Genomic DNA, 26,056 nt, shown 5'->3' with positions numbered 1-26,056 from the left:
GTTGAAGTCCAGGAAAGAGGTTGCCTCGGCGACCATGAAAGACGTTGCCGAGAAAGCACAAGTCTCAACAGCAACCGTGTCCCGCGCATTGATGAACCCTGACAAAGTCTCCCAGGCGACCCGAAACCGGGTTGAAAAGGCGGCGCTTGAGGTCGGTTATTTCCCGCAAGCCATGGGGCGCAACGTTAAACGCAACGAATCCCGCACCATCCTGGTGATCGTGCCGGACATCTGCGATCCCTTCTTCAGCGAAATCATCCGCGGCATTGAGGTCACGGCCGCCGCCCAGGGCTATCTGGTGCTGATTGGTGATTGTGCCCACCAGAACCAGCAGGAAAAAACGTTCATCGACCTGATCATCACCAAGCAGATTGATGGCATGCTGCTGCTTGGCTCACGCCTACCGTTTGATGCCAGCATTGAAGAACAGCGCAATTTACCGCCAATGGTCATGGCGAACGAATTCGCGCCGGAGCTGGAGCTGCCGACCGTTCATATCGATAACCTCACCGCCGCGTTCAACGCCGTGAACTATCTTCAGGAGCTGGGGCATAAGCGTATCGGTTGTATTGCCGGACCAGAAGAGATGCCGCTGTGTCATTACCGGTTGCAGGGCTACGTTCAGGCGCTTCGCCGTACCGGGGCTGTTGTCGATCCGCACTACATTGCGCGCGGTGATTTCACCTTTGAAGCGGGCGGGCAGGCGCTGGAAAAATTGCTTGCCTTGCCAGAACCGCCTACCGCGGTCTTCTGCCACAGCGACGTGATGGCGCTGGGGGCGTTATCCTACGCCAAACGTCACGGCCTGCGCGTGCCAAAGGACCTGTCGATAATCGGTTTTGATAATATTTCGCTTTCGGAGTTTTGCGATCCGCCGCTTTCGACTGTTTCGCAGCCGCGGTATGACATTGGCCGGGAAGCGATGCTGCTTTTGCTGGATCAGTTGCACGGTCAAACAGTTAGCAGTGGGTCACGACTACTGGATTGTGAGCTGATTGTGCGCGGCTCTACCCAGGCATTAACTTAAAGTAAATACCTTTCGACACCCTTATCTGGTCAAAGCCCCGTCGCTTAAGTAACATGGCGGGCTGACGAACGAATAAATACAGCGAAACGATAGTGGCACAACGAGATTATGTACGTCGCGGCCAGCCGGCACCTTCGCGACGCAAAAAGAGTAGTTCAAAAAGCAAGCAACGTAGCCTGTCTGCTGTCTCCCCAGCCATGGTCGCCATTGCTGCGGCTGTGCTGGTGGCCTTTATTGGCGGCCTCTACTTCATTACGCATCATAAAAAAGAAGAGTCTGAAGCCCTTCAGGGTAACAAGGTCGTCGGCAACGGCCTTCCTCCGAAGCCTGAAGAGCGCTGGCGCTACATTAAAGAACTGGAAAGCCGCCAGCCTGGCGTACGTGCGCCTACCGAGCCTTCTGCCGGGGGTGAAGTGAAGAATGCCGATCAGCTGACGGACGAACAGCGCCAGTTGCTCGCTCAGATGCAGGCGGACATGCGCCAGCAGCCTACGCAGTTGAACGAAGTACCGTGGAATGAACAAACCCCGGCGCAGCGTCAGCAAACGTTGCAGCGCCAGCGTCAGGCACAGCAGCAAACGCAACAGCAGCAGTGGACGCAGACGCAGCCGGTACAACAGCCGCGTACACAACCGCAGCAGCAGACGCGTACTGTACAAACGCAGCCTGTTCAGCAGCAGCCGAAAGCCCAGCCGCAGAAGCAAACAGCACAGCCGTATCAGGATCTGTTGCAGACGCCTGCACATACCACTGCGCAACAGCCAAAAGCGCAGCAGGCTGCGCCGGTCACTAAAGAGACCGAGGCACCGAAGCAGACGGCTGAGAAAAAAGATGAACGCCGCTGGATGGTTCAGTGCGGTTCGTTTAAAGGCGCCGAACAGGCAGAAACGGTGCGAGCTCAGCTGGCATTTGAAGGATTTGACTCACGCATTACCACCAATAACGGCTGGAATCGCGTGGTGATTGGACCGGTCAAAGGCAAAGAAAACGCAGACGGCACCATTTCCCGTTTGAAAGTGGCTGGCCACACAAACTGCATTCGACTCGCCTCCGGGGGTTGAAACCCCCAAAATCCCCCCCATCTATCATTTAATTCAGCCCTGAGCACAGGCTCAGGGCTTCTGTTTCCCGAATCTGTAACCAGGGGGTCTGCTCGTGACAACAATAGTAAGTGTACGCCGTAACGGCCAGGTGGTAATTGCCGGTGATGGCCAGGCCACGCTGGGTAATACCGTCATGAAAGGCAACGTGAAGAAAGTACGTCGTCTTTATAACGACAAAGTGATCGCCGGTTTCGCAGGCGGCACGGCTGATGCCTTCACGCTGTTTGAACTGTTTGAACGCAAACTGGAAATGCATCAGGGTCATCTGGTGAAAGCCGCCGTTGAGCTGGCAAAAGACTGGCGTACCGACCGCATGCTGCGCAAGCTCGAAGCACTGCTGGCCGTGGCTGACGAAAACGCCTCGCTGATCATCACCGGTAACGGCGACGTGGTTCAGCCTGAAAACGACCTGATTGCCATCGGCTCTGGCGGCCCGTACGCCCAGGCCGCAGCCCGTGCGCTGTTGGAAAATACCGACATGAACGCGCGCGATATCGCGGTGAAAGCGTTGGATATTGCAGGTGATATCTGCATCTATACCAACCACAATCACACCATCGAAGAATTGACCTCCAAAGCGTAAGGATCGCCCATGTCTGAAATGACCCCACGCGAAATTGTCAGCGAACTGAACAAACACATTATCGGCCAGGACAACGCCAAGCGCTCCGTGGCTATCGCACTACGTAACCGCTGGCGTCGCATGCAGCTCGACGAAGAGCTCCGCCACGAAGTGACACCAAAAAATATTCTGATGATCGGCCCGACCGGGGTGGGTAAAACCGAAATCGCTCGTCGTCTGGCCAAACTGGCTAACGCGCCGTTCATCAAAGTTGAAGCCACCAAGTTCACCGAAGTGGGCTATGTGGGTAAAGAAGTGGACTCCATCATCCGCGACCTGACCGATTCAGCGATTAAGATGGTGCGTGTCCAGGCGATTGAGAAAAACCGCTATCGCGCCGAAGAGATGGCCGAAGAGCGTATTCTCGACGTGCTGATCCCACCGGCAAAAAATAACTGGGGACAGGCTGAACAGCAGCCTGAACCTTCTGCTGCGCGTCAGGCATTCCGCAAAAAACTGCGCGAAGGCGAGCTGGACGACAAAGAGATTGAGATCGATCTCGCTGCCGCGCCAATGGGCGTGGAAATCATGGCCCCTCCGGGCATGGAAGAGATGACCAGCCAGTTGCAGTCCATGTTCCAGAACCTGGGCGGGCAGAAACAGAAAGCACGTAAGCTGAAAATCAAAGACGCGATGAAGCTGCTGATTGAAGAAGAAGCCGCGAAGCTGGTTAACCCGGAAGAGCTGAAACAGGACGCTATCGACGCGGTTGAGCAGCACGGTATCGTGTTTATCGACGAAATCGACAAAATCTGTAAGCGCGGCGGCAACAGCTCCGGCCCGGATGTTTCCCGCGAAGGCGTTCAGCGCGACCTGCTGCCGCTGGTGGAAGGTTGCACCGTCTCTACCAAGCACGGCATGGTGAAAACTGACCACATTCTGTTTATCGCGTCAGGTGCGTTTCAGGTTGCCAGCCCATCCGATCTCATTCCGGAACTGCAGGGTCGTCTGCCAATCCGCGTTGAGCTGCAGGCGCTGACCACTGAAGATTTCGAACGTATCCTGACTGAGCCAAACGCTTCTGTGACCGTACAGTACAAAGCGTTGATGGCGACCGAAGGCGTGAATATCGAGTTCACCGACGATGGGATAAAACGCATCGCTCAGGCCGCATGGCAGGTCAACGAAACCACCGAAAACATCGGTGCGCGTCGTCTGCACACCGTGCTGGAACGCCTGGTGGAAGATATCTCTTACGATGCGAGCGACCTTAACGGTCAAACCATTACCATTGACGCAGAGTATGTGGGCAAACACCTGGATGCGTTAGTGGCAGATGAAGATCTGAGCCGTTTTATTCTATAATCGCGTTCAATGCATTTTCATCACTGTTGATGGGGGCTATGGCCCCCATTTTTATTGGCTAAATAACTATGACTGATATCAGCCGTACGCAGGCGTGGCTCGAAAGTCTGCGTCCAAAAACGCTTCCTTTGGCTTTTGCCGCCATTATCGTCGGTACCGCACTTGCCTGGTGGCAGGGGCATTTCGATCCCCTGGTGGCTGGTCTGGCGCTTGTCACCGCCGGGCTACTGCAAATCCTCTCTAATCTCGCCAATGATTACGGCGATGCGGTAAAAGGCAGCGATAAACCTGATCGTATCGGGCCGCTGCGCGGGATGCAAAAAGGGGTAATTACCCAGGCACAGATGAAGCGGGCGCTGATTATCACCGTGGTGTTGATTTGCCTGTCCGGCCTGGCGCTGGTGACGGTCGCCTCGAAAACCACCAGCGATTTCATTGGCTTCCTGGTGCTGGGCTTGCTCGCCATTATTGCAGCAATTACCTATACCGTCGGGACGCGTCCTTACGGGTATATTGGTCTGGGCGACATCTCCGTACTGGTGTTCTTCGGCTGGCTGAGCGTCATGGGAAGCTGGTACTTGCAGGCGCATACGGTGATCCCCGCCCTGTTCCTGCCCGCGACCGCCTGCGGTCTGCTGGCGACGGCGGTGCTGAATATCAATAACCTGCGCGACATCGACAGCGACCGTGAGAACGGTAAGAACACGCTGGCCGTGCGTCTGGGCCCGGTGAATGCCCGCCGCTATCACGCCTGCCTGCTCATCGGCGCGCTGGTCTGCCTGGCACTGTTCAATCTGATCTCTCTGCACAGCCTGTGGGGCTGGCTGTTTGTGCTCGCCGCACCGCTGCTGGTTAAGCAGGCCCGCTATGTCATGCGTGAACTCAGCCCGGCTGCCATGCCGCCGATGCTGGAGCGCACGGTAAAAGGCGCATTGCTGACTAACCTGCTGTTCGTCATCGGGATTGTCTTAAGCCAGACGCTGAGTTAGCTGACAAATATCAATTAACAATTGATGATTTTGCCAACAAGGCATTTCGCACGATATACTGAACACATTCGCAGCAACAGAGCGTTAAACCAATGAAATACGATACCTCCGAGCTTTGTGACATCTACCAGGAAGATGTCAACGTCGTTGAACCCCTGTTCTCCAACTTTGGTGGACGGTCGTCGTTTGGCGGACAAATCATCACGGTGAAATGTTTCGAGGACAACGGGTTGCTGTACGATCTGCTCGAAGAGAACGGCCGTGGCCGCGTTCTGGTGGTCGACGGCGGCGGTTCCGTGCGCCGTGCATTGATTGATGCTGAACTGGCGGGAATTGCCGTCCAGAACGAGTGGGAAGGCATTGTGGTGTACGGTTCCGTGCGTCAGGTGGACGATCTCGAAGACATGGATATCGGGATTCAGGCCATCGCGGCCATACCGGTAGGCGCAGCGGGCGACGGCATCGGCGAAAGCGACGTGCGCGTCAATTTCGGCGGCGTGACCTTCTTCTCGGGCGACCACCTTTATGCTGACAATACCGGCATTATCCTTTCTGAGGATGCGCTGGATATTGAGTAGTTAATCGGTAAGCGAGATGCATAAAAAAACCGCCAACAGCAATGTGGCGGTTTTTTTGTCCCTCGGGATTCGCGGTCCGTTGGGTGATATTGCAACCTTTAACCGGGCTTGTGTCCACCGACTTATCACCGGTGGTGAACGGTGGAGCGGTAAGCAGCAGGGACCGCATAATGAAACGCTATTTATGTATCGCGTTCATTGTCGCCAGCGTACTCGTGGTAAAGAGTGATGAACCGAGTGGGTTTGTTGCTTATGCTATGACAGCGCAGGACAAGTAGCGTTAAGGCCGCCTCTGGCGGCCTTTTTTATGGTTGAAATCCGTGAGCAATAACCATAAAAAAGCCGGGTGGCGGCTTCGCCTTACCCGGCCTACTCAATTCATTCCCAAAGGAAATCAGACTTCTTCCATACGTCCCAGCAGTGCCTGCAGGCGATCCTGCCAGCCGTTCTGCTGTTCGCGCAGCTGGTTGTTTTCGCGCTCCAGTTCTTCACGGCTGTGCTGAGCATTCTGAACTTCCTGGGACAGGGAGTTGTTTTTCTCTTTCAGCTCTTCAATTTCCATCTGCAGCAGGGTGATGGTGTCGATCGCCTGCTGTACTTTCGATTCCAGTTTCTCAAACACTTCTAAAGACATGATGCTACCTCTCCTGAATTGCAAGGCGACGCTTTAACGTAAACGCGCACGACATATACCGTCGATTGTATGGAGCGCGGCGCTCTGTGTCCAGCGACACACCGCGCAGATCGCGGTTTGCAACACTTTTAGGTCTGGTCCTGGTGCGTTCGCGGTATATACCCCTAAATTGTTAACTCTTTAGTTAATGAAATGATTCAGCTCACATTATACCGTTGATGCAAAAACGCGCTTTATGGCGCGAAAACGCTCATTTTATTGACACAGACCACACATTTTGATTTCGATATTTCTCGTTTGTGCTCGTTAACGATAAATTAACACTATGTCTACAGGGCATCGTGGCTGTCACGGGCGGTCACGCAAACAATAAACATTACTCTTTTGCAGGATTCCGATTATGAGTCAGACATCAACCTTAAAAGGCCAGTGCATTGCCGAGTTCCTGGGTACCGGGTTGTTGATATTCTTCGGAGTAGGCTGTGTCGCTGCACTGAAAGTGGCAGGTGCCAGTTTTGGTCAGTGGGAAATCAGTATTATCTGGGGTTTGGGCGTGGCGATGGCCATCTACCTGACCGCAGGGGTTTCCGGCGCACATCTTAACCCGGCGGTGACCATCGCGTTGTGGCTATTCGCGTGCTTTGACGGACGCAAAGTTGTCCCTTTCATCATTTCACAATTTGCCGGCGCCTTTTGCGCAGCGGCGTTAGTTTACGGGCTTTATTACAATCTTTTCACCGACTTCGAACAGACGCATCATATGGTGCGTGGCAGTGTCGAAAGTCTGGATCTGGCAGGCATTTTCTCAACGTATCCGAATCCGCATATTAATTTTGTGCAGGCGTTCGCAGTTGAAATGGTGATTACCGCTATTCTGATGGGCGTCATTATGGCGCTGGGCGACGACGGAAACGGCATTCCGCGCGGCCCGCTGGCACCACTTTTGATTGGCCTTCTGATTGCGGTAATTGGCGCATCAATGGGTCCGCTGACCGGCTTTGCGATGAATCCGGCGCGTGACCTGGGTCCAAAAACCTTCGCCTTCTTTGCAGGATGGGGCGATGTCGCCTTTACCGGCGGCAAAGACATTCCTTACTTCCTGGTTCCGCTGTTCGGGCCAATCGTAGGGGCGGCGCTGGGCGCATTCGGCTATCGCAAATTAATTGGTCGCCACTTACCGTGCGACACCTGTGTGGAAGAGGAAAAAGAGTCGACTTCCACCACACAACAAAAAGCTTCGCTGTAATCTGACTACGGGACACATACCATGACCGAAAAAAAATATATCGTTGCGCTCGACCAGGGCACTACCAGCTCCCGCGCTGTCGTAATGGATCATGACGCGAACATTGTCAGCGTGTCTCAACGCGAATTTGAGCAAATCTATCCGCGTCCAGGCTGGGTTGAACACGACCCGATGGAGATCTGGGCGTCACAAAGCTCCACGCTGGTGGAAGTGCTGGCGAAAGCCGACATCAGTTCTGACGAGATTGCCGCTATCGGTATCACCAACCAGCGTGAAACCACCGTTGTCTGGGAGCGCGAAACCGGTAAGCCCATCTACAACGCCATTGTCTGGCAGTGCCGCCGCACCTCAGAGATCTGCGAAAAACTGAAGCGCGACGGAATGGAAGAGTACGTGCGCAGTACAACCGGTCTGGTCATTGACCCCTATTTCTCCGGCACCAAAGTGAAGTGGATCCTCGATCACGTGGAAGGTTCACGCGAGCGTGCACGACGCGGCGAGCTGCTGTTTGGCACCGTCGATACCTGGCTTATCTGGAAGATGACTCAGGGACGCGTTCACGTCACCGACTACACCAACGCCTCGCGCACCATGCTGTTCAACATCAACACTCTGGAGTGGGATGACAAGATGCTGGACGCGCTGGACATTCCGCGTGCGATGCTGCCAGACGTGCGCAAATCTTCAGAAGTATACGGCCAGACCAACATCGGCGGTAAAGGCGGCACCCGTATTCCTATCGCCGGTATTGCCGGTGACCAGCAGGCGGCGCTGTTCGGCCAGCTGTGCGTCAAGGAAGGGATGGCGAAGAACACTTACGGCACCGGCTGCTTTATGCTCATGAACACCGGCGAGAAAGCGGTGAAATCAGAAAACGGTCTGCTGACCACCATCGCCTGCGGCCCACGCGGTGAAGTGAACTATGCCCTGGAAGGGGCGGTATTCATGGCGGGTGCCTCCATTCAGTGGCTGCGCGACGAGATGAAGCTGATCAGCGATGCGTTTGACTCCGAATACTTCGCGACCAAAGTGAAAGACACCAACGGCGTATACGTGGTGCCAGCGTTTACCGGTCTGGGCGCACCGTACTGGGATCCGTACGCCCGCGGCGCGATTTTCGGCCTGACGCGCGGTGTGAACTCTAACCACATTATTCGTGCGACCCTGGAATCCATCGCCTACCAGACGCGCGACGTGCTGGAAGCGATGCAGGCGGACTCCGGCATTCGTCTGCACGCCCTGCGCGTGGACGGCGGTGCGGTAGCCAACAACTTCCTGATGCAGTTCCAGTCCGACATTCTGGGTACCCGCGTTGAACGTCCTGAGGTGCGAGAAGTAACGGCGCTGGGCGCGGCGTATCTGGCAGGTCTGGCGGTTGGCTTCTGGCAAAACCTTGACGAGCTTCAGGAAAAAGCGGTGATCGAACGCGAATTCCGTCCAGGCATCGAAACCACCGAGCGCAACTACCGCTACAGCGGCTGGAAGAAAGCGGTGAAACGTGCCCTGGCATGGGAAGAGCACGACGAGTAAGACAGACTCACCCCTCACCCTAACCCTCTCCCCAAAGGGGCGAGGGGACTTAAAACACCCTCTCCCCTTTGGGGAGAGGGCCGGGGTGAGGGGCTCAGACTGCACCACCCCTCCCCCTCCCCACTCTGTGATAAACTTCGTGCAATTCCTTTTGATTGTACGAGTACCTCATGAAACGTGAACTTGCTATCGAGTTTTCCCGCGTCACCGAAGCTGCCGCCCTCGCAGGCTACAAGTGGCTGGGCCGTGGCGACAAAAATACCGCAGACGGCGCAGCCGTCCACGCCATGCGCATTGTGCTTAATCAGGTCAATATCGATGGCACTATCGTCATTGGCGAAGGCGAAATCGACGAAGCCCCGATGCTCTACATCGGTGAAAAAGTCGGGACGGGCAAAGGCGATGCGGTGGATATCGCGGTCGACCCGATCGAAGGCACGCGCATGACGGCGATGGGCCAGGCCAACGCGCTGGCGGTGCTGGCGGTGGGCGATAAGGGCTGCTTCCTCAACGCGCCAGATATGTACATGGAAAAGCTGATTGTCGGTCCTGGTGCTAAAGGCGCTATCGACCTTAGCCTGCCGCTGGATGCCAACCTGCGCAATATCGCAGCGGCGCTGGGTAAACCGCTCAACGAACTCACCGTGACCATCCTGGCGAAACCGCGCCACGACGCCACCATCGCTTATCTGCAAGCACTCGGCGTGCGCGTATTTGCCATTCCTGATGGCGACGTTGCCGCCTCTATTCTGACCTGCATGCCGGACAGCGAGGTCGACGTGCTTTACGGCATCGGCGGCGCGCCGGAAGGTGTGGTCTCTGCGGCAGTGATCCGCGCGCTGGACGGCGATATGCAGGCGCGTCTGCTGCCACGCCATGAGGTCAAAGGCGACAGCGACGAGAACCTTCGCATTGGTGAAGACGAACTGGCGCGCTGTGCGGCGATGGGCATCGAGGCCAATAAAGTGCTCGCGCTGAACGAGATGGCTCGCAGCGATAACGTGGTCTTCTCCGCAACCGGCATCACCAAAGGCGATCTGCTGGATGGCATCACCCGCAAGGGAAACATGGCCACCACTGAAACCCTGCTGATCCGCGGCAAATCCCGCACCATTCGCCGCATTCAGTCCATTCATTATCTCGACCGCAAAGACCCGGACGTACAGACGCACATTCTGTAAAACCGTTTGATCGATAGAGCTTTCCGGCCCGAATGGGCTGGAAATGTTTCCCACAAGTACGGAAGATAGAAGAGAGAAACAGCACAGGAGAAGATCATGGCGGACTGGGTAACAGGTAAAGTCACAAAGGTACAGTTCTGGACCGATGCGCTATTTAGCCTCACGCTGCACGCTCCCGTTCATCCGTTTACCGCCGGGCAGTTTGCCAAGCTCGGGCTGGATATCGACGGTGAACGCGTACAGCGCGCCTACTCTTACGTTAACGCGCCTGATAACCCGGATCTCGAGTTCTATCTGGTCACCGTCCCGGACGGTAAGCTCAGCCCGCGCCTCGCCGCGCTGAAACCGGGCGATGAGGTGCAGATTGTCTCCGACGCGGCGGGGTTCTTCGTGCTGGATGAAATCCCCGACTGTGACACGCTCTGGATGCTGGCGACCGGCACGGCCATCGGCCCGTATCTCTCTATCCTGGAGTACGGCAAAGATCTGGAGCGCTTTAAGAATATCGTGCTGGTTCACGCCGCGCGCTACGCCGCAGACCTGAGCTATTTGCCGCAGATGCAGGCGCTGGAACAGCGATATGGCGGGAAGTTAAAAATTCAGACGGTGGTCAGCCGCGAAACCGCAGCTGGCTCGTTAACCGGCCGCGTTCCGGCGTTGATTGAAAGCGGCGCGCTGGAAGAGGCGGTGGGTTTACCGATGAATACCGAAACCAGCCACGTGATGCTGTGCGGTAACCCGCAGATGGTGCGCGATACGCAGCAACTGCTGAAGGATACCCGGCAGATGACGAAACACCTTCGCCGCCGACCGGGCCATATGACCGCCGAACACTACTGGTGATCAGCGGTACTTCACCTCAAGGGTATCTTTTCCATATTTGTTCTCGCTCTGGGTGCCGATAAACGCGCCCAGTTCGACAACCATCATCACAAAGATAACCGTCGGCAGCAGTCTGCCCACCACCCACGGGAGGATGGAGGGCAGCATTGACCAGTTCCCCGCCACCAGCATCCACGCCAGAATAATCAGAAAAGCCCAAGCGCCGGAGCGACCGCGATCGTGCAGACGTTTCACCACCACGGCGGCGGTTGGCCACAGTAAACAGACCAGCGCAAAAGCCGCAGTTTGCGTGCTCAGCCAGGCGTTATAGGCAACAAAAAACAGAAGCAGCATGGCGACAACCCACGCTGCCATCCAGATCCAGAAGTCACGGCGTCCAATACGCCCTTTGAATGAAAACAACCACTGCTGTATGGTCATGTAAGGTTCCTTATTATTGTTTAGCCCGCATTTTACCCTGGAGTTGTGACCTTTTGACAAGCCGACCAGATATCGTTTTAATCATGGGCAATAACGGCCAGGGGCAATGTTGATGAAAAGTTCGGCACACTCTCTTTATTTGTGTTTAGCGATGCTGAGCGCCAGTTTTTCTCTGCACGCCGCGGAACCGGCTTCCCCGGTCACCGCCCCCTACCTTCTGGCGGGCGCCCCCTCTTTCGATCAATCTATCAGCCAGTTCCGCGAAGCCTTCAATAAAGAAAACCCCTCGCTTGCGCTGGGAGAGTTCCGTGCGATTGACGGTGCCCGCGATACGCCAACCCTGACCCGCGCTGCCAGCAAAATTAACGAGAATCTATATGCTTCCACTGCCCTTGAGCGCGGAACGTTAAAAATCAAAAGCATGCAGATCACCTGGCTGCCGATTCAGGGCCCAGAGCAGAAAGCGGCGAAAGCGAAAGCGCTGGAGTATATGAGCGCTATTCTGCGCGCCTTTACCCCCACCTTCACGAAAGCGCAAAGCCAGCAAAAGCTGCAAAAACTGCTTACCGCCGGGAAAAACAAACGCTATTACGCCGATACGGAAGGTGCCGTTCGCTATGTCGTCGCAGATAACGGCGAAAAGGGGCTGACCTTCGCGGTTGAACCGATTAAGCTGGCCCTATCAGACGCACTCGAGGGGGCGAATTAATGACAAAAAGCAAAGCCTTTCGAGGGAAAATCTCTATACTGATTCACAGACCATGCTGCCCTTAAGGGTGGCCATATTCCTTAATTCGCTTATTGAGCGTGGAGAATTGAAATGCGACATCCTTTAGTGATGGGTAACTGGAAACTGAACGGCAGCCGCCACATGGTAAACGAACTGGTTGCTAACCTGCGTAAAGAGCTGGCTGGCGTGACCGGCTGCGCGGTTGCTATCGCTCCGCCGGATATGTACCTGGATCTGGCTAAACGTGCCGCTGACGGCAGCCACATCATTCTGGGCGCGCAGAACGTTGACGTTAACCTGTCTGGCGCGTTTACCGGTGAAACCTCCGCTGAAATGCTGAAAGACATTGGCGCGAAATACATCATCATCGGCCACTCTGAGCGTCGCACCTACCACAAAGAATCTGACGAGTTCATCGCGAAGAAATTCGCTGTGCTGAAAGAGCAGGGTCTGATCCCGGTTCTGTGCATCGGTGAAACCGAAGCAGAAAACGAAGCGGGTAAAACCGAAGAAGTGTGCGCACGTCAGATCGACGCTGTGCTGAAAACCCAGGGCGCGGCAGCGTTCGAAGGCGCGGTTATCGCTTACGAGCCAGTCTGGGCGATCGGTACCGGCAAATCTGCAACTCCAGCGCAGGCACAGGCGGTGCACAAGTTCATCCGTGACCACATTGCAAAAGCAGACGCGAAAGTGGCTGAGCAGGTCATCATCCAGTACGGCGGTTCCGTTAACGCATCAAACGCAGCTGAGCTGTTCACCCAGCCAGACATCGATGGCGCGCTGGTTGGCGGCGCATCCCTGAAAGCAGACGCTTTCGCGGTGATCGTTAAAGCGGCAGAAGCGGCTAAGCAGGCGTAATTGCCTTTGGGGCGGGTGGCGCTTCGCTAACCCGCCCTACAAAACCACTACAAACGTCCTAATACGCTAAACCACAAATAATCCAGCGGCAGCAGCACCAGATACGTCGCAATCGCCAGCGCCAGGCAGAGCAGCATCCCCGCCTTCGCAGGCACTTTCCCTAAGCCCATCGCCACCACAATCGGCGACGCCTGATACGGCAGCAGCGGCGTGGAATACCCCAGCACCTGAATCATGATCACCGACAGCAGCGGGAAGCCGGTCGCGTCGGAGAAGCTCTGCGCCAGCGTGGTGTACAGCGCCGGAACGCCGTTGGCGGTCATAATGAAGTTGAGCGCCGTGGTGATCCCCGTCAGCGCCAGGAAGCTGGTAAACGGGCGGTCTGCATCCAGCGGCATGATATGGAGCAACGCCTCGCCTACGGCCGCACCGATACCGGTCTGCGTCACCGTAATGGCCAGCCCGAGTATACCCGCGACGTAAATACAGGTGCGCATATTCACCCCCGCCGAGAACTCCTCGCCGGTGATAAATCCGATGCGCGGCAGCATAACGATGACCGAGGCCGCCAGCCCTGTCCACGCTGGGCCCACGCCATGCCAGCTCTCCGTTACCCACATCGTCAACACCACCGCCAGCAGCCAGGCGAGTCGTTTTTCGTCACGCCCCATCGGTTCAGACGGCGTCAGATCCTTCGCTGGTTTCGGGCTACCGGGGAACAGCCAGCAGATCAGGCCAATCAGAATCAGGCCTTTGAGAATACCCAGCACCGGCGTGTGCAGCAGCAGATACGGGACATAGTTGAGGTGGATACCGTATGAGCCCTCCGCCGCGCCGCTCATCACCAGGTTTGGCACGTTAGCGGGCAAAATAGTGGCCGAGAGCTGGAAAGTGCCAAACCCGACCGCCAGCGCCAGGCCAAACCAGGCCCGCGAGCCATCAGGAATGCCGGCCCGCTTCGCCATCGCGGCGACAATCGGCATCAGCAGCGCAATACGTCCCATGTTCGACGGCATCACGAATGCCAGGGCATAGCTCAGCAGCACAACGCTTGCCACCATCAGCAACCAGGAGTCGGTAAGCTTTGCCGACAGCGCCCGGGCGGCCCTGTCCGCCAGGCCGGTTTTCCGAATCGCCACGCCCAGCACAAAGCCGCTGAACACCAGCCAGAAGGCAGACGAGGCGAAGCCGCCAAAGATCACTTCCGGCGGGGCGATTCTGGCGGTCATCGCCGCCGTAAAGAACAGCAGCGCGGTGATAAATTCCGGCAACAGCGACGTCGCCCACAGCACGATGGTGACGCCGACGATCAGCGAGGGAAGCAGCAGAGGATGCGTTAACCAGAGCGACATACCTGTCTCCTGTAGAATTTTTCAGCAAGTCTACGGCGACAGGCAGGGCGAGTAAACGCTATTTATGGTGGGGTCACTTCAGGATATCGCATTGATGATCCTGCAATTCCTCAGCCGACGCGCGGTTAAAGGTAAGCAGGTTACGCTCTGTCGCCAGCAGTACAAACGAGCCGTCTGACTGCTGCGCCATCGCCAGCGCGAAGCGTCCCATATGGTCGCGCGCTTCCGGCAGCTCTTCCGCCAGCATCATAAACGGGCTGCGCTGCACCAGTTCGTTCTCCGTCACCCGACGGGCAAGGTACTCATGCCCTTCCAGCCCGCCCGGAAGCGGTAGCCACTGGGTGCTGATTTGCCCCTGCGCCGCGTTCAGCTTCTCGCGCACGTCCGGGCGCAGGCAGGAGATGTGGATATGAAAATGGTTCTGCGTGCGCCCGGTCGGGGAGTTGATGGTCAGCGAAATAGCGCTGTCAGGCACGTCGGCTCCCCGTTTCATGCTCATAAAATGACGAGACTGCCATGCCAGCCAGAAGAAATTCGGTGTCTGAGGCTCAGTCAGCAGCGGGCTTTCGGTGCCGTTGATACGGTACGTGGGCATCAGCAGGTATTGCAGCGGTCCGTTGCGGTCCTTGAACACCACGTAGCCCGCATCCGGCATCACCTGCGCACACGGTGCCGGGTTACGGTTATGCAGCTGGTTGGGCACACACTGGTCGAGAACGATATGGCGCAACGCATTCGGATTACCCGCTTTCATCCAGTACACGCCGCCTGCGGCAAGGGCGATAACGATCAGAATCAGTAAGATAATTTTTTTCACAACGCGTTCCCTGTTTTCAATAGAGGCAAAAGAGTAACGCAAAATGATGACCAAATAAAAAACCCGGTGGATTTCTCACACCGGGTTACCGTGTCGTTCTTTGTAAAACGCTTAGCGCTTGCTGATCTGGTCGAAGGTGCCGCCGTTAGAGAAGTGCTCTTTTTGCGCTTTGGTCCAGCCGCCAAAAACATCATCGATAGTGAACAGCTTCAGTTTCGGGAATGCGTTTTCGTATTTCTTCGCGACGGCCTCATCGCGCGGGCGATAGAAGTTTTTCGCCGCAATTTCCTGACCTTCCGGCGAGTAAAGATACTTCAGGTAGGCTTCCGCCACCGCTTTGGTCCCTTTCTTATCAACAACCTTATCGACTACGGAGACGGTCGGTTCAGCGAGGATGGATTCGCTCGGGGTCACGATCTCGAATTTGTCTTTACCCAGCTCGTTGGTCGCCAGCAGGGCTTCGTTTTCCCAGGCAATCAGCACGTCGCCGATGCCGCGCTCGACGAAGGTGTTAGTTGCGCCGCGCGCGCCGGAGTCCAGCACTTCGACATTTTTAAACAGCGCTTTCACGAATTCCTGCGCTTTAGCCTGGTCACCGTTGTTGTGGTGCAGGGCGTAGCCCCAGGCCGCCAGGTAGTTCCAGCGTGCGCCGCCGGAGCTTTTCGGGTTCGGCGTGATGACAGACACGCCCGGCTTAATCAGGTCGTTCCAGTCTTTAATCTGTTTCGGGTTGCCTTTGCGCACCAGGAAGACAATGGTCGAGGTGTATGGCGCAGAGTTGTCCGGCAGGCGCTTGATCCAGTTTTTGTCGATACGGCCACGCTCCGCGATCGCGTCTACGTCATAAGCCAGCGCCAGGGTAACCACATCGGCTTCAATGCCGTTGATCACCGATGTCGCCTGCTTACCTGAACCGCCGTGAGACTGGCGAACCACCACGTTATCGCCGGTTTCCTGTTTCCAGTGCGCCGCAAAAGCTTTGTTGTACTGGTCGTACAGTTCACGCGTCGGATCGTACGACACGTTCAGTAACTGAATGTCCTTTGCCAGAACGCTGGTCGATGCCAGCAATAATGTTAACCCCACGCCCCATTTATTCATCGCCCGGCTCTCTTGTTTAGTGTTTTGATGAATGCAGCGTGCCAGAAAGCTAACCGATGATTAAAGAATAAAAAAAGATTGGCTATAACGTGGAGGAATAAAAAAAGGATGGGCACAAAAAAGCCGGGTGGCGGCTACGCCTTACCCGGCCTACGATCCGTGCTGTTGTAGGCCCGGTAAGCGCAGCGCCACCGGGCAACAGAGCCGATCAGTACAGTTTTTTCGCGCAGTCCAGCCAGTCACCTTTGAACGGACGCTTCATGTTTTCAATGGCGTCGATGATGTCATGGTGAACCAATTTCTCGTTCTGAATACCGACGCAGCGGCCGCCGTGGCCCTGTAGCAGCAGCTCGATCGCATACGCACCCATGCGGGACGCCAGGATACGGTCGTACGGGCCTGGGGAACCGCCACGCTGAATGTGACCCAGAACGGTCGCGCGGGTTTCGCGTTTGGTTTCGGTTTCGATGTACTTCGCCAGCTCGTCAACGTCACAGATGTGCTCGGTGATAGCAACGATGGCGTGTTTCTTACCTTTCGCGATGCCGGCTTTGATCTCTGCGACCAGATCTTCACGGCTGAACTCTACTTCCGGAACTACCACGAACTCACAGCCACCGGCAATGGCCGCCGCCAGGGTCAGGTCGCCGCAGTAACGGCCCATCACTTCAACAATGGAAATACGCTGGTGAGAGGAAGAGGTGTCACGCAGGCGGTCAATCGCTTCCACAACGGTACCCAGCGCGGTGAAGTAACCGATGGTGTAGTCAGTGCCTTTGATGTCGTTGTCGATAGTGCCAGGCAGGCCGATGCACGGGAAGCCCATTTCAGTCAGACGTTTTGCACCCATGTACGAGCCGTCGCCGCCGATAACCACCAGCGCATCCAGACCCCGTTTTTTCATGTTTTCGATAGCCACTTCACGGATGTGTTCGTCACGGAATTCCGGGAAGCGCGCGGAACCGAGGAAAGTACCGCCACGGTTGATCATGTCAGACACGCTGTAGCGGTCGAGCTGAACCATGCGGTCTTCATACAGACCCAGGTAACCGTCATAGATACCAAAAACTTCCAGACCTTCCGTCAGCGCTGCACGGACAACCCCACGGATTGCCGCGTTCATGCCCGGCGCATCACCGCCGCTTGTCAACACACCGATTTTCTTAATCATGACTACCTCTGAACTTAGGAATGCAAAATTGAAATCTGCTGCCGGAAGAAACTGTTCAACCGTCGAATACTGCAAATAGTATATCAATCCCTTCCAGCTGAATTGATTCAGGTCAGGCCATATGGTGGTAATTTATCCACAAAATGCTGGTCTGGCTCACTTTTTTACAACGAATTACGAAAGCTCAAAACGCCCTGGGGACGACAGAGCACGGATCCTGGTGAATAATGACGTCTGACCCAGGGAAACGCTGCAAAATCGCCTGCTCCACCTGTTCAGCGACCATATGCGCCTGAACCAGTGGCAGGTTGTCTTCCATTTCCAAATGAATCTGAATAAAGCGGGTCGGCCCTGACTGCCGCGTACGAAGATCGTGAGCACCACTGACGCCAGGCCAGTGGGTCACGATGGCATAAATTTCATCACGTTCTGCATCCGGAAGCGCACGGTCAAGAAGCGACTGTACCGCGTCATACCCCATCCGCAACGCGCTGTATAAAATATAGATCCCTATCCCTAACGCAAACAACGCATCGGCACGATGCCAGCCATACCAGGCCAGACCGAGCGCAATAAGAATAGCCCCATTCATCATAACATCAGACTGATAATGAAGCATATCGGCCCGTACAGCCTGGCTTTGTGTTTTGCGTACAACCCAGCGCTGGAACGTTACAAGAACAAGTGTGCTTATAAGTGCAACTACGGTTACGACCACACCAACGCCCGGATCGTTCATCGGAGAAGGCGAAATAAGATGCTGAATGCCGGTCAAAAACAGGAAAAGCGCGGAGCCCGAAATAAACATACTTTGTGCCAGCGCGGCCAGCGATTCCGCTTTGCCGTGGCCAAACGTATGCTCTTCATCTGCCGGTTGCAGCGAATAGCGCACCACCAGCAGGTTGGTCAGCGAGGCGGCAATATCCACCAGTGAATCCACCAGCGCCGCCAGAATACTAACCGACCCGGTGTACCACCACGCGAAAATTTTAATGATCAGCAAACACGACGCCGTCACCGTCGCGGCTATTGCGGCCCGGCTTACCAGCCGTCCATAGGATTGATTCATAAACACTCCTGTCATGCCATGGCGCTAGTATAACGGATGGCGGTGGAGTGAAAGGATGAATAAAGCGTTAACAACACTGAACGATGGGCAAAAAAAACCCCCACATCATGTGGGGGAAGACAGGGATGGTGTCTATGGCAAGGAAAACAGGGTTTACTGGTTACTACGGGTACTGCTATTGCTACTGAAAAGCGTCATATCTGAGCTTCGCTGCATCCGTGCAACCTCACGCAACTGGTTCATACGTTGCTGATGTTTGGTATTCAAAACCGCTTGCTGCTCGGGCGTTAGCAGGTGGAACATCTGGTTGCGAACCTTCGCCATTTCTACCTGGCGGGCAACCTGTTCCTGCGCCATTTTTTCTGCCTGAGCGCGTACAGCGCTTTCGTCAAAATTTTCTGCGGTGACAAGGCGATGCATTGTCTCCATTTCGCTAACATTAACAGGGGGCTGGTCGTGTCGTGCCCTCTGCATCAGATCTCGCATCTGTTGACGCTGATGTTCGGTTAAACTTATGCCGTCAAACATATGGCTTTGGCTGCTGTGCTGCGTTGCGCCCTCTGCTGAGGAACCGTTATCGCTGTTGATAGCTACAGCAGCCTGGCTAAACGCACAGAAGGCCAGCGTTGAGGCCATGACGGCAGCGGTAACTTTGCGCATCACTTGCTCCCAAAATCTTTCGTGTCGCGATTCAACGAGAGACAGTCTACGATTCAGGCTGCAAACATGCGTCAGGGGGTGTAAAACAACGTAAAGTCATGGATTAGATAGCCTTGATGTCGTAATTTCTGCCTCGGAGGTATTTAAACAATGAATAAAATCCTGTTAGTTGATGATGACCGAGAGCTCACATCTCTTTTAAAGGAGTTGCTCGACATGGAAGGTTTCAACGTCCTGGTTGCCCATGATGGGGAACAGGCGCTGAGTCTCCTTGACGACAGCATCGATTTACTTTTGCTCGACGTCATGATGCCGAAGAAAAACGGTATTGATACGTTGAAAGAGCTTCGCCAGACACACCAGACCCCCGTCATTATGCTGACCGCGCGCGGCAGCGAGCTTGACCGCGTACTCGGCCTTGAGCTGGGTGCGGATGACTATTTACCTAAGCCGTTCAACGACCGTGAACTGGTGGCCCGTATTCGCGCGATCCTGCGCCGCTCTCACTGGAGCGAGCAGCAGCAGAATACCGACAACAGCTCACCTACGCTGGAAGTGGACTCCCTGAGCCTGAACCCGGGCCGCCAGGAAGCGAGCTTCGACGGTGAAACGCTGGAGCTAACCGGCACCGAGTTCACCCTGCTGTATCTGCTGGCGCAGCATCTCGGCCAGGTGGTGTCGCGTGAACACTTGAGCCAGGAAGTGCTGGGCAAACGCCTCACCCCGTTTGACCGCGCCATCGATATGCATATCTCGAACCTGCGCCGTAAGCTGCCAGAACGTAAAGACGGTCACCCCTGGTTTAAAACCCTGCGTGGTCGCGGTTATCTGATGGTTTCCGCTTCATGATAGGCAGCTTAACCGCCCGCATCTTCGCCATCTTCTGGCTGACGCTGGCACTGGTTTTAATGCTCGTTTTGATGTTGCCAAAACTCGACTCACGCCAGATGACGGAGCTGCTCGACAGCGAGCAACGTCAGGGCGTGATGATCGAGCAGCACGTGGAAGCGGAGCTGGCAAACGATCCGCCGAACGATTTAATGTGGTGGCGCAGGCTGTTTCGCGCTATCGACAAGTGGGCGCCCCCCGGACAACGTCTTTTACTGGTCACCAGTGAAGGCCGCGTGATTGGGGCCGATCGCAATGAAATGCAGATTATCCGCAACTTTATTGGCCAGGCGGATAACGCCGATCACCCACAGAAAAAGAAATATGGTCGGGTAGAAATGGTGGGCCCTTTCTCGGTGCGGGATGGGGAAGATAACTACCAGCTCTACCTGATTCGCCCCGCGAGCAGTTCCCAGTCCGACTTCATCAACCTGCTATTTGACCGTCCGCTGTTGCTGTTGATTGTCACCATGCTGGTTAGTTCCCCACTGCTGTTATGGCTGGCGTGGAGCCTGGCGAAACCGGCGCGTAAGCTGAAAAACGCGGCGGACGAAGTGGCGCAGGGCAACCTGAGGCAGCATCCGGAGCTGGAATCCGGGCCGCAGGAGTTCCTGGCCGCCGGAACCAGTTTTAACCAGATGGTGAGCGCGCTTGATCGAATGATGACGGCCCAGCAACGTCTGCTGTCGGATATCTCCCACGAGCTGCGAACGCCGCTCACGCGTTTACAGCTGGGTACCGCCCTGCTGCGCCGTCGCAGCGGTGAGAGCAAAGAGCTGGAGCGTATTGAGACGGAAGCGCATCGCCTGGACAGCATGATCAACGATCTGCTGGTGATGTCGCGCAATCAGCAGAAAAACGCGCTGGTGAGCGAAACGGTGAAAGCCAATCACCTCTGGCATGAGGTGCTGGACAACGCGGCCTTCGAAGCGGAACAGATGGGCAAATCCTTCACCGTCAATTTCCCGCCGGGCCCGTGGCCGCTGTACGGTAACCCCAACACGCTGGAAAGCGCGCTGGAGAATATCGTGCGTAACGCCCTGCGCTACTCGCACACGAAGATTGAAGTGGCGTTTTCGGTGGATAAAGACGGGATCACTATCATCGTGGACGACGACGGTCCAGGCGTCAGCCCGGAAGATCGCGAGCAGATTTTCCGTCCGTTCTACCGTACCGACGAGGCGCGCGACCGTGAATCTGGCGGTACGGGGCTGGGTCTGGCGATTGTTGAAACCGCCATGCAGCAGCACCGTGGCTGGGTGAAAGCCGATGACAGCCCGCTGGGCGGTCTGCGGTTAACGCTGTGGCTGCCGCTGTATAAGCGTTCGTAATCCCCTCACCCTAACCCTCTCCCCATAGGGGAGAGGGGACGGCTCGGTGCGGTCTTTTCACCCTCGCCCCTTTGGGGAGAGAGCCGGGGTGAGGGGCAATTATTTCCCCCACAATCTCCGCGAACTGCTCTCGATCTTGCCGCTTATCCGCCGCTTCTGCATCGTTCTGGTCCAGCTGGTGGATAATCCTGCCGCTGACAGCAGGCGGTGAAACTGTTCATCGTCGAACGGCATATGCCAGGCAATGGCACAGGCCTCGAATACCGACACCTCACTCAGGCGCGAAGCCAGCTCAATCGGCGCATCCGCCGAAACCTGTCCCGCCTGCACAACGCGATACAGCCAGCCGGTTTTACCCGCGTTTTGCAGCTGGGCCGACATATCCTGAATGCCAAAATGGTAGTTAAGTTTGAAGCACGGCGAGCGCGGCTGGGTGACCTGAATCAGAGCATCGCCCCAGCGATAAATATCGCCAATAAAGACGTTCTTCTCCGTCAGCCCTTCCGTTGAGAGATTTTCGCCAAACGCGGGGGCGACGAAAAGGTCCGCCTGTTCAGGAAATTCGGTTTTCCAGTGCTGATAGTGCTCGCGCGGATAGTGGCACAGCGCGCGATCGGGCCCGCCGTGGATTTTCTTTTCGGCCTGCTGGTCACCCGCCAGACCAAGCTCGGTAAGCGTCAGCTCACCGTCGACCTGCACTTTGGCGATAGCGCTCGGGCGACTGCCTTCGTACTTCCTTACCTTGCCTGTAAACACATTCACCGGGTAATGCATCTCCACTCCTTCAGATACAAAAAAAGCGAGTCATCAGACTCGCTTCTCACAGGCGTCAATGCAACCTTATTTTTTAGCGGCGAAACGCGCTGCTGCTTCGTCCCAGTTCACTACATCCCAGAAGGCTTTGATGTAGTCAGGGCGACGGTTCTGGAACTTCAGGTAGTAAGCGTGTTCCCACACGTCCAGACCCAGAATTGGGAAGCCGGATGCGCCAGAGATAGCTTCACCCATCAGCGGGGAGTCCTGGTTTGCGGTTGAAACGACCGCCAGTTTGTCACCTTTCAGGACCAGCCACGCCCAGCCAGAACCGAAACGGGTTGCAGCGGCTTTTTCGAATTCTGCTTTGAAGTTGTCAACGGAACCGAAGTCACGCTCGATAGCCGCTTTCAGGTCGCCCTGAAGGGTGGTGCCGGTTTTCAGGCCTTTCCAGAACAGGCTGTGGTTAGCGTGACCGCCCGCGTTGTTGCGCAGCACGGTTTTCTTGTCTGCTGGCAGCTGGTCCAGTTTGGTGATCAGCTCTTCAACAGGCAGATTAGCGAACTCTGGCAGGCTTTCCAGCGCAGCATTCGCGTTATTCACGTAGGTCTGGTGATGTTTAGTGTGATGGATTTCCATCGTCTGCTTGTCGAAATGCGGTTCCAGTGCGTCGTAGGCATACGGCAGGGATGGCAGTGTATAACTCATAATCCTCTCCATTATTGTCGGGCGGCACAGCTGTTAATGCCGCGTAAGCAGTTGGTTCATTATAGTTAATTAAATGATATTGAAAATGATTATCAATGCCGTAGTTTTTATAAGGTTATTCGGTTTTTGAGAAATGAAGGAATTGTGAGTCTGCTCACGCGGTTAACGTGCTGATTGCCATTCAAAACAAAAGTGCGGCAACCTTCTGAAGGTTCCCAAACCGCCTAATTTTTACACTCATCAAGTCGGCGGGAAGCCTCCGGCTATAAAAACGATGAGGATGTAAAAATGAATCATGCGATTACGATGGGTATCTTCTGGCATTTGATAGGCGCGGCCAGTGCAGCCTGTTTCTATGCCCCGTTTAAAAAGGTGAAAGGCTGGTCATGGGAAACCATGTGGTCCGTTGGCGGTACCGTGTCCTGGCTGATTTTGCCGTGGACAATCAGCGCCATGCTGCTGCCCGATTTCTGGGGCTACTTCTCCTCCTTCAACGCCTCCACCCTGCTGCCGGTATTCCTGTTCGGCGCGATGTGGGGTATCGGTAATATCAACTACGGCCTCACCATGCGCTACCTCGGAATGTCGATGGGGATTGGCATCGCGATCGGCATTACGCTGATTGTTGGCACCCTGATGACGCCAATCCTCAACGGCAACTTCGATGTGCTGATCAACACCCAGGGTGGGCGAATGACGTTGCTGGGCGTGCTGGTAGCGGTGATCGGCGTGGGAATTGTCACCCGCGCGGGCCAGTTGAAAGAACGCAAGATGGGCATCAAAGCCGAAGAGTTCAACCTGAAGAAAGGGCTGCTACTGGCGGTGATGTGCGGCGTCTTCTCGGCGGGCATGTCGTTCGCGATGAACGCCGCCAAACCGATGCACGACGCCGCTGCAGCGCTGGGCGTCGACCCGCTGTACGTTGCCCTGCCAAGCTACGTGGTGATCATGGGCGGCGGCGCGCTGGTAAACCTCGGCTTTTGCTTCATTCGTCTGGTAAAAGTGAATAATCTGTCGGTAAAAGCCGACTTCTCGCTGGCAAAACCGCTGATCGTCACCAACGTCCTGCTTTCCGCCCTCGGCGGTCTGATGTGGTATCTGCAATTCTTCTTTTACGCCTGGGGTCACGCCAGTATTCCGGCGCAGTATGACTACATGAGCTGGATGCTGCACATGAGCTTCTACGTGCTGTGCGGCGGGCTGGTTGGGCTGGTGCTGAAAGAGTGGAACAACGCCGGGCGTCGTCCGGTTGGCGTGCTGAGCCTGGGCTGCGTGGTGATTATTATTGCGGCCAATATCGTCGGCCTCGGCATGGCGAACTGATTACGCTGCCTTTCGACTGCGATGACGCCACTGAACCGGCGTCATCCCCACCTCACGGTTAAACACCACCGAAAAGTAGTTACTGTCCTCAAAGCCGCAGCGCATCGCCACTTCACTCACCATCAGCTCCGTATGCTGTAACAGATACTGAGCGTGGCAGATGCGCAGCTGGCGCAGATAGTGGTTTACCGTCATCCCCGTCTGGGTGCGGAACTGCTGGCGCAGCGCGCGCTCGCTGCACTGCTCCTGCTCGCAGAATTTTTCCAGCACGAAACTCTTGTTAAGACTGCCCGCAAGCCGGGTGATGAGCTTATCCAGCAGCGCTTCCTGCGTGGTGGCAGAGGGATTATCCGTAGCGTAACGATGGCGCTTCAGGGTCATCACCAGCTGGGCAAAAAGCAGCTCCGACATCTGGTTTGCCACCGGATCGCTCTTCTGGCTCTCCTGCTCCAGCTGGGAAATCGTCTGGCGCACCTGAGCCATGCCGTTGCTGCTTAAGCGCCAGTGCGGTTCGCCTCTGGCATCATGTAAACCGGGGATATTGCCCGACCAGTCGACATTCAGTTTAAGCCTGTCAGGGCAGTAGATGACGTTCTGCAACACCAGATCGTTAACCGAGGCGTAAGAGTGTTTATCTTCGGCGCGGATGTAGAACAGGTCTCCGCGCGTGATGCGGTAGGGACGGTCGTTGAGGACGTGCAGGCCGTTGCCCCGCCACACCAGCACCAGCTCGCAGAACTCGTGGGTATGCTCGGCAAAGACGTTTTGCGGATAGCGGTCCGCCACCGCGACGGCCTGACTCGCGGAGGCAAAAAAATCATCTTTACGAAGAATTAACTGAGCAGCCACACCACAACCTCGACGGCGAATAACCGGACATTATTAGCCTTTCTGCGGTAAAAAAACGGTGACTGCCCTCGCGTTACTGAAGCAACGCGTCTTTCCCCTGACGGATATCGCGCGGCGACCAGCTAAACTCCCGGCGAAACAGCGTCGAAAAGTGGTTACTGTCGCCGAAACCGCAGCGATAGGCGATATCGGTGACGCTTTCATCCGTGTGCCTTAAAAGGTGACGCGCTTTGATCAGGCGCAGACGGTTGAGGTAGCGCTGCGGCGTCAGCCCGGTATGCTGCTTGAGCTGACGATGCAGCGTGCGCAGCGAGAGCGAAAAGTCATCCGCCAGCGTTTCCCAGCAGACATCTTCGGCAAAATGATCTTCCAGCCAGGCCATCAGCTGATTCAGGCGCGCGTCGTTATTTTCCAGCCCTTCCACCAGGCTGCTGCGCCGCAGCAGCACCAGCAGCTGCATAAACAGCATCTCGCGGGTAGCAATGGCGTGCGTCTCCTGTCCATCCTCGCTCTGCTCCATCTGGCTTACCAGCTGACGCACCTGCTGCAACGTGGACTGATTCACCCGCCAGTGCGACGGGTAGTGGCCGTCCTTCTCCTGCGGCAACAGCTGATTCAGCCCGGAGAGAAACTGAAACGCATCCGGAGAACGATAGAGCACATTGGTCAGGCACAGGTTATCGGTATGTTCATACAGGTGCCTGTCGTGATCGCGCACGAAGCACACCGTACCGCCGCTGATGGTATACGGCTGACCATTAAACACGTGGATGCCCGTTCCGTGCTCAACAATCACAATTTCATGAAAATCATGATGATGTTCCGGGAACGCAGCCTGAGGCAGCCGTGGCTCAATCGCAACCGGCGAAGCCCCCGAAGGAAAAAAATCGACGCTGTGCAGTACGGTCATAACGGCCTCTACCAATGAGAAAAGTTCTCAAAATAGTAATTAAGGCCTTCCCCGCTCA

Annotated in this window: 27 protein-coding genes; 15 read left to right on the top strand and 12 right to left on the bottom strand. The window is 55.8% G+C overall.

The features are described 5' to 3' along the window. Window position 1 precedes the first annotated feature (1 nt). From cytR to rraA, 6 genes are all read left to right on the top strand, one after another. On the top strand, window positions 2-1,027 hold the full coding sequence (gene cytR / locus SK51_RS04745; protein WP_022649794.1) for a DNA-binding transcriptional regulator CytR: 1,026 nt from the start codon (window positions 2-4) through the stop codon (window positions 1,025-1,027). Window positions 1,028-1,119: 92 nt separating this feature from the next. Next, window positions 1,120-2,088 carry a cell division protein FtsN gene (gene ftsN / locus SK51_RS04740; RefSeq protein ID WP_032671958.1) on the top strand — a complete coding sequence of 323 codons (969 nt, stop codon included), beginning with the start codon at window positions 1,120-1,122 and terminating at the stop codon, window positions 2,086-2,088. A gap of 94 nt (window positions 2,089-2,182) precedes the next feature. Then, a complete protein-coding gene (gene hslV, locus SK51_RS04735; RefSeq protein WP_022649795.1) occupies window positions 2,183-2,713 on the top strand; it encodes an ATP-dependent protease subunit HslV in 531 nt (176 codons plus the stop codon). A gap of 9 nt (window positions 2,714-2,722) precedes the next feature. Beyond that, window positions 2,723-4,057, top strand: coding sequence for an HslU--HslV peptidase ATPase subunit (hslU, locus tag SK51_RS04730; RefSeq protein WP_022649796.1), 1,335 nt, complete (start codon window positions 2,723-2,725; stop codon window positions 4,055-4,057). A gap of 62 nt (window positions 4,058-4,119) precedes the next feature. After that, window positions 4,120-5,046, top strand: coding sequence for a 1,4-dihydroxy-2-naphthoate polyprenyltransferase (gene menA / locus SK51_RS04725; protein WP_088581795.1), 927 nt, complete (start codon window positions 4,120-4,122; stop codon window positions 5,044-5,046). 92 nt (window positions 5,047-5,138) lie between these two features. Further along, complete coding sequence (rraA, locus tag SK51_RS04720) at window positions 5,139-5,624, top strand: ribonuclease E activity regulator RraA (protein ID WP_022649798.1); 486 nt, start codon at window positions 5,139-5,141, stop codon at window positions 5,622-5,624. Window positions 5,625-6,018: 394 nt separating this feature from the next. On the opposite strand, the gene zapB is transcribed toward rraA, so the two are convergent. Next, a complete protein-coding gene (gene zapB, locus SK51_RS04715; RefSeq protein WP_022649799.1) occupies window positions 6,019-6,258 on the bottom strand; it encodes a septal ring assembly protein ZapB in 240 nt (79 codons plus the stop codon). 400 nt (window positions 6,259-6,658) lie between these two features. Between zapB and SK51_RS04710 the strand changes: the two genes are divergently transcribed. The 4 genes from SK51_RS04710 (at window position 6,659) to fpr (ending at window position 11,058) form a co-directional block, all read left to right on the top strand. Beyond that, window positions 6,659-7,504 (top strand): MIP/aquaporin family protein, encoded by an 846-nt coding sequence (locus SK51_RS04710; RefSeq protein WP_022649800.1) that lies wholly within the window; start codon window positions 6,659-6,661, stop codon window positions 7,502-7,504. 21 nt (window positions 7,505-7,525) lie between these two features. Further along, complete coding sequence (gene glpK / locus SK51_RS04705) at window positions 7,526-9,034, top strand: glycerol kinase GlpK (protein WP_022649801.1); 1,509 nt, start codon at window positions 7,526-7,528, stop codon at window positions 9,032-9,034. 170 nt (window positions 9,035-9,204) lie between these two features. Beyond that, a complete protein-coding gene (gene glpX / locus SK51_RS04700; RefSeq protein ID WP_023307187.1) occupies window positions 9,205-10,215 on the top strand; it encodes a class II fructose-bisphosphatase in 1,011 nt (336 codons plus the stop codon). A 96-nt stretch (window positions 10,216-10,311) separates the two neighbouring features. Beyond that, window positions 10,312-11,058: a ferredoxin--NADP(+) reductase gene (gene fpr, locus SK51_RS04695; RefSeq protein ID WP_022649803.1), complete on the top strand. Its 747-nt coding sequence runs from the start codon at window positions 10,312-10,314 to the stop codon at window positions 11,056-11,058. Here fpr and SK51_RS04690 read toward each other — a convergent pair whose 3' ends face one another. Beyond that, window positions 11,059-11,478, bottom strand: a complete 420-nt coding sequence (locus SK51_RS04690) for a DUF805 domain-containing protein (RefSeq protein ID WP_022649804.1) — start codon at window positions 11,476-11,478, stop codon at window positions 11,059-11,061. Between the two features lie 112 nt (window positions 11,479-11,590). Between SK51_RS04690 and SK51_RS04685 the strand changes: the two genes are divergently transcribed. Beyond that, entirely contained in the window at window positions 11,591-12,187 is a 597-nt protein-coding gene (locus tag SK51_RS04685; protein ID WP_022649805.1) for a DUF1454 family protein, read from the top strand. 111 nt (window positions 12,188-12,298) lie between these two features. Then, on the top strand, window positions 12,299-13,066 hold the full coding sequence (tpiA, locus tag SK51_RS04680) for a triose-phosphate isomerase (RefSeq protein WP_003862019.1): 768 nt from the start codon (window positions 12,299-12,301) through the stop codon (window positions 13,064-13,066). 47 nt (window positions 13,067-13,113) lie between these two features. On the opposite strand, the gene SK51_RS04675 is transcribed toward tpiA, so the two are convergent. From SK51_RS04675 to cpxP, 6 genes are all read right to left on the bottom strand, one after another. Continuing rightward, window positions 13,114-14,418 carry an SLC13 family permease gene (locus tag SK51_RS04675; protein WP_048206605.1) on the bottom strand — a complete coding sequence of 435 codons (1,305 nt, stop codon included), beginning with the start codon at window positions 14,416-14,418 and terminating at the stop codon, window positions 13,114-13,116. A 73-nt stretch (window positions 14,419-14,491) separates the two neighbouring features. Next, on the bottom strand, window positions 14,492-15,235 hold the full coding sequence (locus SK51_RS04670; RefSeq protein ID WP_023307189.1) for a CDP-diacylglycerol diphosphatase: 744 nt from the start codon (window positions 15,233-15,235) through the stop codon (window positions 14,492-14,494). 111 nt (window positions 15,236-15,346) lie between these two features. After that, a complete protein-coding gene (locus tag SK51_RS04665) occupies window positions 15,347-16,336 on the bottom strand; it encodes a sulfate ABC transporter substrate-binding protein (RefSeq protein WP_023298902.1) in 990 nt (329 codons plus the stop codon). Between the two features lie 208 nt (window positions 16,337-16,544). After that, complete coding sequence (pfkA, locus tag SK51_RS04660) at window positions 16,545-17,507, bottom strand: 6-phosphofructokinase (protein ID WP_003862009.1); 963 nt, start codon at window positions 17,505-17,507, stop codon at window positions 16,545-16,547. Between the two features lie 184 nt (window positions 17,508-17,691). Next, window positions 17,692-18,576 carry a CDF family cation-efflux transporter FieF gene (gene fieF / locus SK51_RS04655; RefSeq protein WP_023298903.1) on the bottom strand — a complete coding sequence of 295 codons (885 nt, stop codon included), beginning with the start codon at window positions 18,574-18,576 and terminating at the stop codon, window positions 17,692-17,694. A 153-nt stretch (window positions 18,577-18,729) separates the two neighbouring features. Continuing rightward, window positions 18,730-19,236 carry a cell-envelope stress modulator CpxP gene (gene cpxP, locus SK51_RS04650; protein WP_023305089.1) on the bottom strand — a complete coding sequence of 169 codons (507 nt, stop codon included), beginning with the start codon at window positions 19,234-19,236 and terminating at the stop codon, window positions 18,730-18,732. Window positions 19,237-19,386: 150 nt separating this feature from the next. On the opposite strand from cpxP, the gene cpxR reads away from it, so the two are divergent. Together cpxR and cpxA are read left to right on the top strand one after the other, a co-directional pair. Continuing rightward, window positions 19,387-20,085, top strand: coding sequence for an envelope stress response regulator transcription factor CpxR (cpxR, locus tag SK51_RS04645; RefSeq protein ID WP_003862004.1), 699 nt, complete (start codon window positions 19,387-19,389; stop codon window positions 20,083-20,085). Further along, a complete protein-coding gene (cpxA, locus tag SK51_RS04640) occupies window positions 20,082-21,455 on the top strand; it encodes an envelope stress sensor histidine kinase CpxA (protein WP_022649811.1) in 1,374 nt (457 codons plus the stop codon). Before cpxR ends, cpxA begins: the two co-directional genes overlap by 4 nt. A gap of 99 nt (window positions 21,456-21,554) precedes the next feature. On the opposite strand, the gene yiiM is transcribed toward cpxA, so the two are convergent. Both yiiM and sodA read right to left on the bottom strand, forming a co-directional pair. Next, a complete protein-coding gene (yiiM, locus tag SK51_RS04635) occupies window positions 21,555-22,229 on the bottom strand; it encodes a 6-hydroxyaminopurine reductase (protein ID WP_023305090.1) in 675 nt (224 codons plus the stop codon). A gap of 66 nt (window positions 22,230-22,295) precedes the next feature. Continuing rightward, window positions 22,296-22,916 (bottom strand): superoxide dismutase [Mn], encoded by a 621-nt coding sequence (sodA, locus tag SK51_RS04630; RefSeq protein ID WP_003861999.1) that lies wholly within the window; start codon window positions 22,914-22,916, stop codon window positions 22,296-22,298. A 288-nt stretch (window positions 22,917-23,204) separates the two neighbouring features. On the opposite strand from sodA, the gene rhaT reads away from it, so the two are divergent. Then, window positions 23,205-24,239 (top strand): L-rhamnose/proton symporter RhaT, encoded by a 1,035-nt coding sequence (rhaT, locus tag SK51_RS04625; protein ID WP_023305091.1) that lies wholly within the window; start codon window positions 23,205-23,207, stop codon window positions 24,237-24,239. Here rhaT and rhaR read toward each other — a convergent pair whose 3' ends face one another. Beyond that, on the bottom strand, window positions 24,240-25,088 hold the full coding sequence (rhaR, locus tag SK51_RS04620) for an HTH-type transcriptional activator RhaR (protein ID WP_032676783.1): 849 nt from the start codon (window positions 25,086-25,088) through the stop codon (window positions 24,240-24,242). A gap of 73 nt (window positions 25,089-25,161) precedes the next feature. After that, window positions 25,162-25,998 carry an HTH-type transcriptional activator RhaS gene (rhaS, locus tag SK51_RS04615; protein WP_022649815.1) on the bottom strand — a complete coding sequence of 279 codons (837 nt, stop codon included), beginning with the start codon at window positions 25,996-25,998 and terminating at the stop codon, window positions 25,162-25,164. Window positions 25,999-26,056: the final 58 nt, after the last annotated feature.

Source organism: Enterobacter sp. MGH85, assembly GCF_001037655.1.
Classification (GTDB): Bacteria; Pseudomonadota; Gammaproteobacteria; order Enterobacterales; family Enterobacteriaceae; genus Enterobacter; species Enterobacter intestinihominis.
This window is presented reverse-complemented; position numbering and strand designations above follow the sequence as displayed.

Coding starts and splice junctions, on each gene's coding strand:
- hslU (WP_022649796.1), top strand. CDS start 2,723: ATGTCTGAAATGACCCCACGCGAAATTGTCAGCGAACTGAACAAACAC.
- rraA (WP_022649798.1), top strand. CDS start 5,139: ATGAAATACGATACCTCCGAGCTTTGTGACATCTACCAGGAAGATGTC.
- zapB (WP_022649799.1), bottom strand. CDS start 6,258: ATGTCTTTAGAAGTGTTTGAGAAACTGGAATCGAAAGTACAGCAGGCG.
- SK51_RS04710 (WP_022649800.1), top strand. CDS start 6,659: ATGAGTCAGACATCAACCTTAAAAGGCCAGTGCATTGCCGAGTTCCTG.
- glpK (WP_022649801.1), top strand. CDS start 7,526: ATGACCGAAAAAAAATATATCGTTGCGCTCGACCAGGGCACTACCAGC.
- glpX (WP_023307187.1), top strand. CDS start 9,205: ATGAAACGTGAACTTGCTATCGAGTTTTCCCGCGTCACCGAAGCTGCC.
- fpr (WP_022649803.1), top strand. CDS start 10,312: ATGGCGGACTGGGTAACAGGTAAAGTCACAAAGGTACAGTTCTGGACC.
- SK51_RS04690 (WP_022649804.1), bottom strand. CDS start 11,478: ATGACCATACAGCAGTGGTTGTTTTCATTCAAAGGGCGTATTGGACGC.
- SK51_RS04685 (WP_022649805.1), top strand. CDS start 11,591: ATGAAAAGTTCGGCACACTCTCTTTATTTGTGTTTAGCGATGCTGAGC.
- tpiA (WP_003862019.1), top strand. CDS start 12,299: ATGCGACATCCTTTAGTGATGGGTAACTGGAAACTGAACGGCAGCCGC.
- SK51_RS04675 (WP_048206605.1), bottom strand. CDS start 14,418: ATGTCGCTCTGGTTAACGCATCCTCTGCTGCTTCCCTCGCTGATCGTC.
- SK51_RS04665 (WP_023298902.1), bottom strand. CDS start 16,336: ATGAATAAATGGGGCGTGGGGTTAACATTATTGCTGGCATCGACCAGC.
- pfkA (WP_003862009.1), bottom strand. CDS start 17,507: ATGATTAAGAAAATCGGTGTGTTGACAAGCGGCGGTGATGCGCCGGGC.
- fieF (WP_023298903.1), bottom strand. CDS start 18,576: ATGAATCAATCCTATGGACGGCTGGTAAGCCGGGCCGCAATAGCCGCG.
- cpxP (WP_023305089.1), bottom strand. CDS start 19,236: ATGCGCAAAGTTACCGCTGCCGTCATGGCCTCAACGCTGGCCTTCTGT.
- cpxR (WP_003862004.1), top strand. CDS start 19,387: ATGAATAAAATCCTGTTAGTTGATGATGACCGAGAGCTCACATCTCTT.
- cpxA (WP_022649811.1), top strand. CDS start 20,082: ATGATAGGCAGCTTAACCGCCCGCATCTTCGCCATCTTCTGGCTGACG.
- yiiM (WP_023305090.1), bottom strand. CDS start 22,229: ATGCATTACCCGGTGAATGTGTTTACAGGCAAGGTAAGGAAGTACGAA.
- sodA (WP_003861999.1), bottom strand. CDS start 22,916: ATGAGTTATACACTGCCATCCCTGCCGTATGCCTACGACGCACTGGAA.
- rhaT (WP_023305091.1), top strand. CDS start 23,205: ATGAATCATGCGATTACGATGGGTATCTTCTGGCATTTGATAGGCGCG.
- rhaS (WP_022649815.1), bottom strand. CDS start 25,998: ATGACCGTACTGCACAGCGTCGATTTTTTTCCTTCGGGGGCTTCGCCG.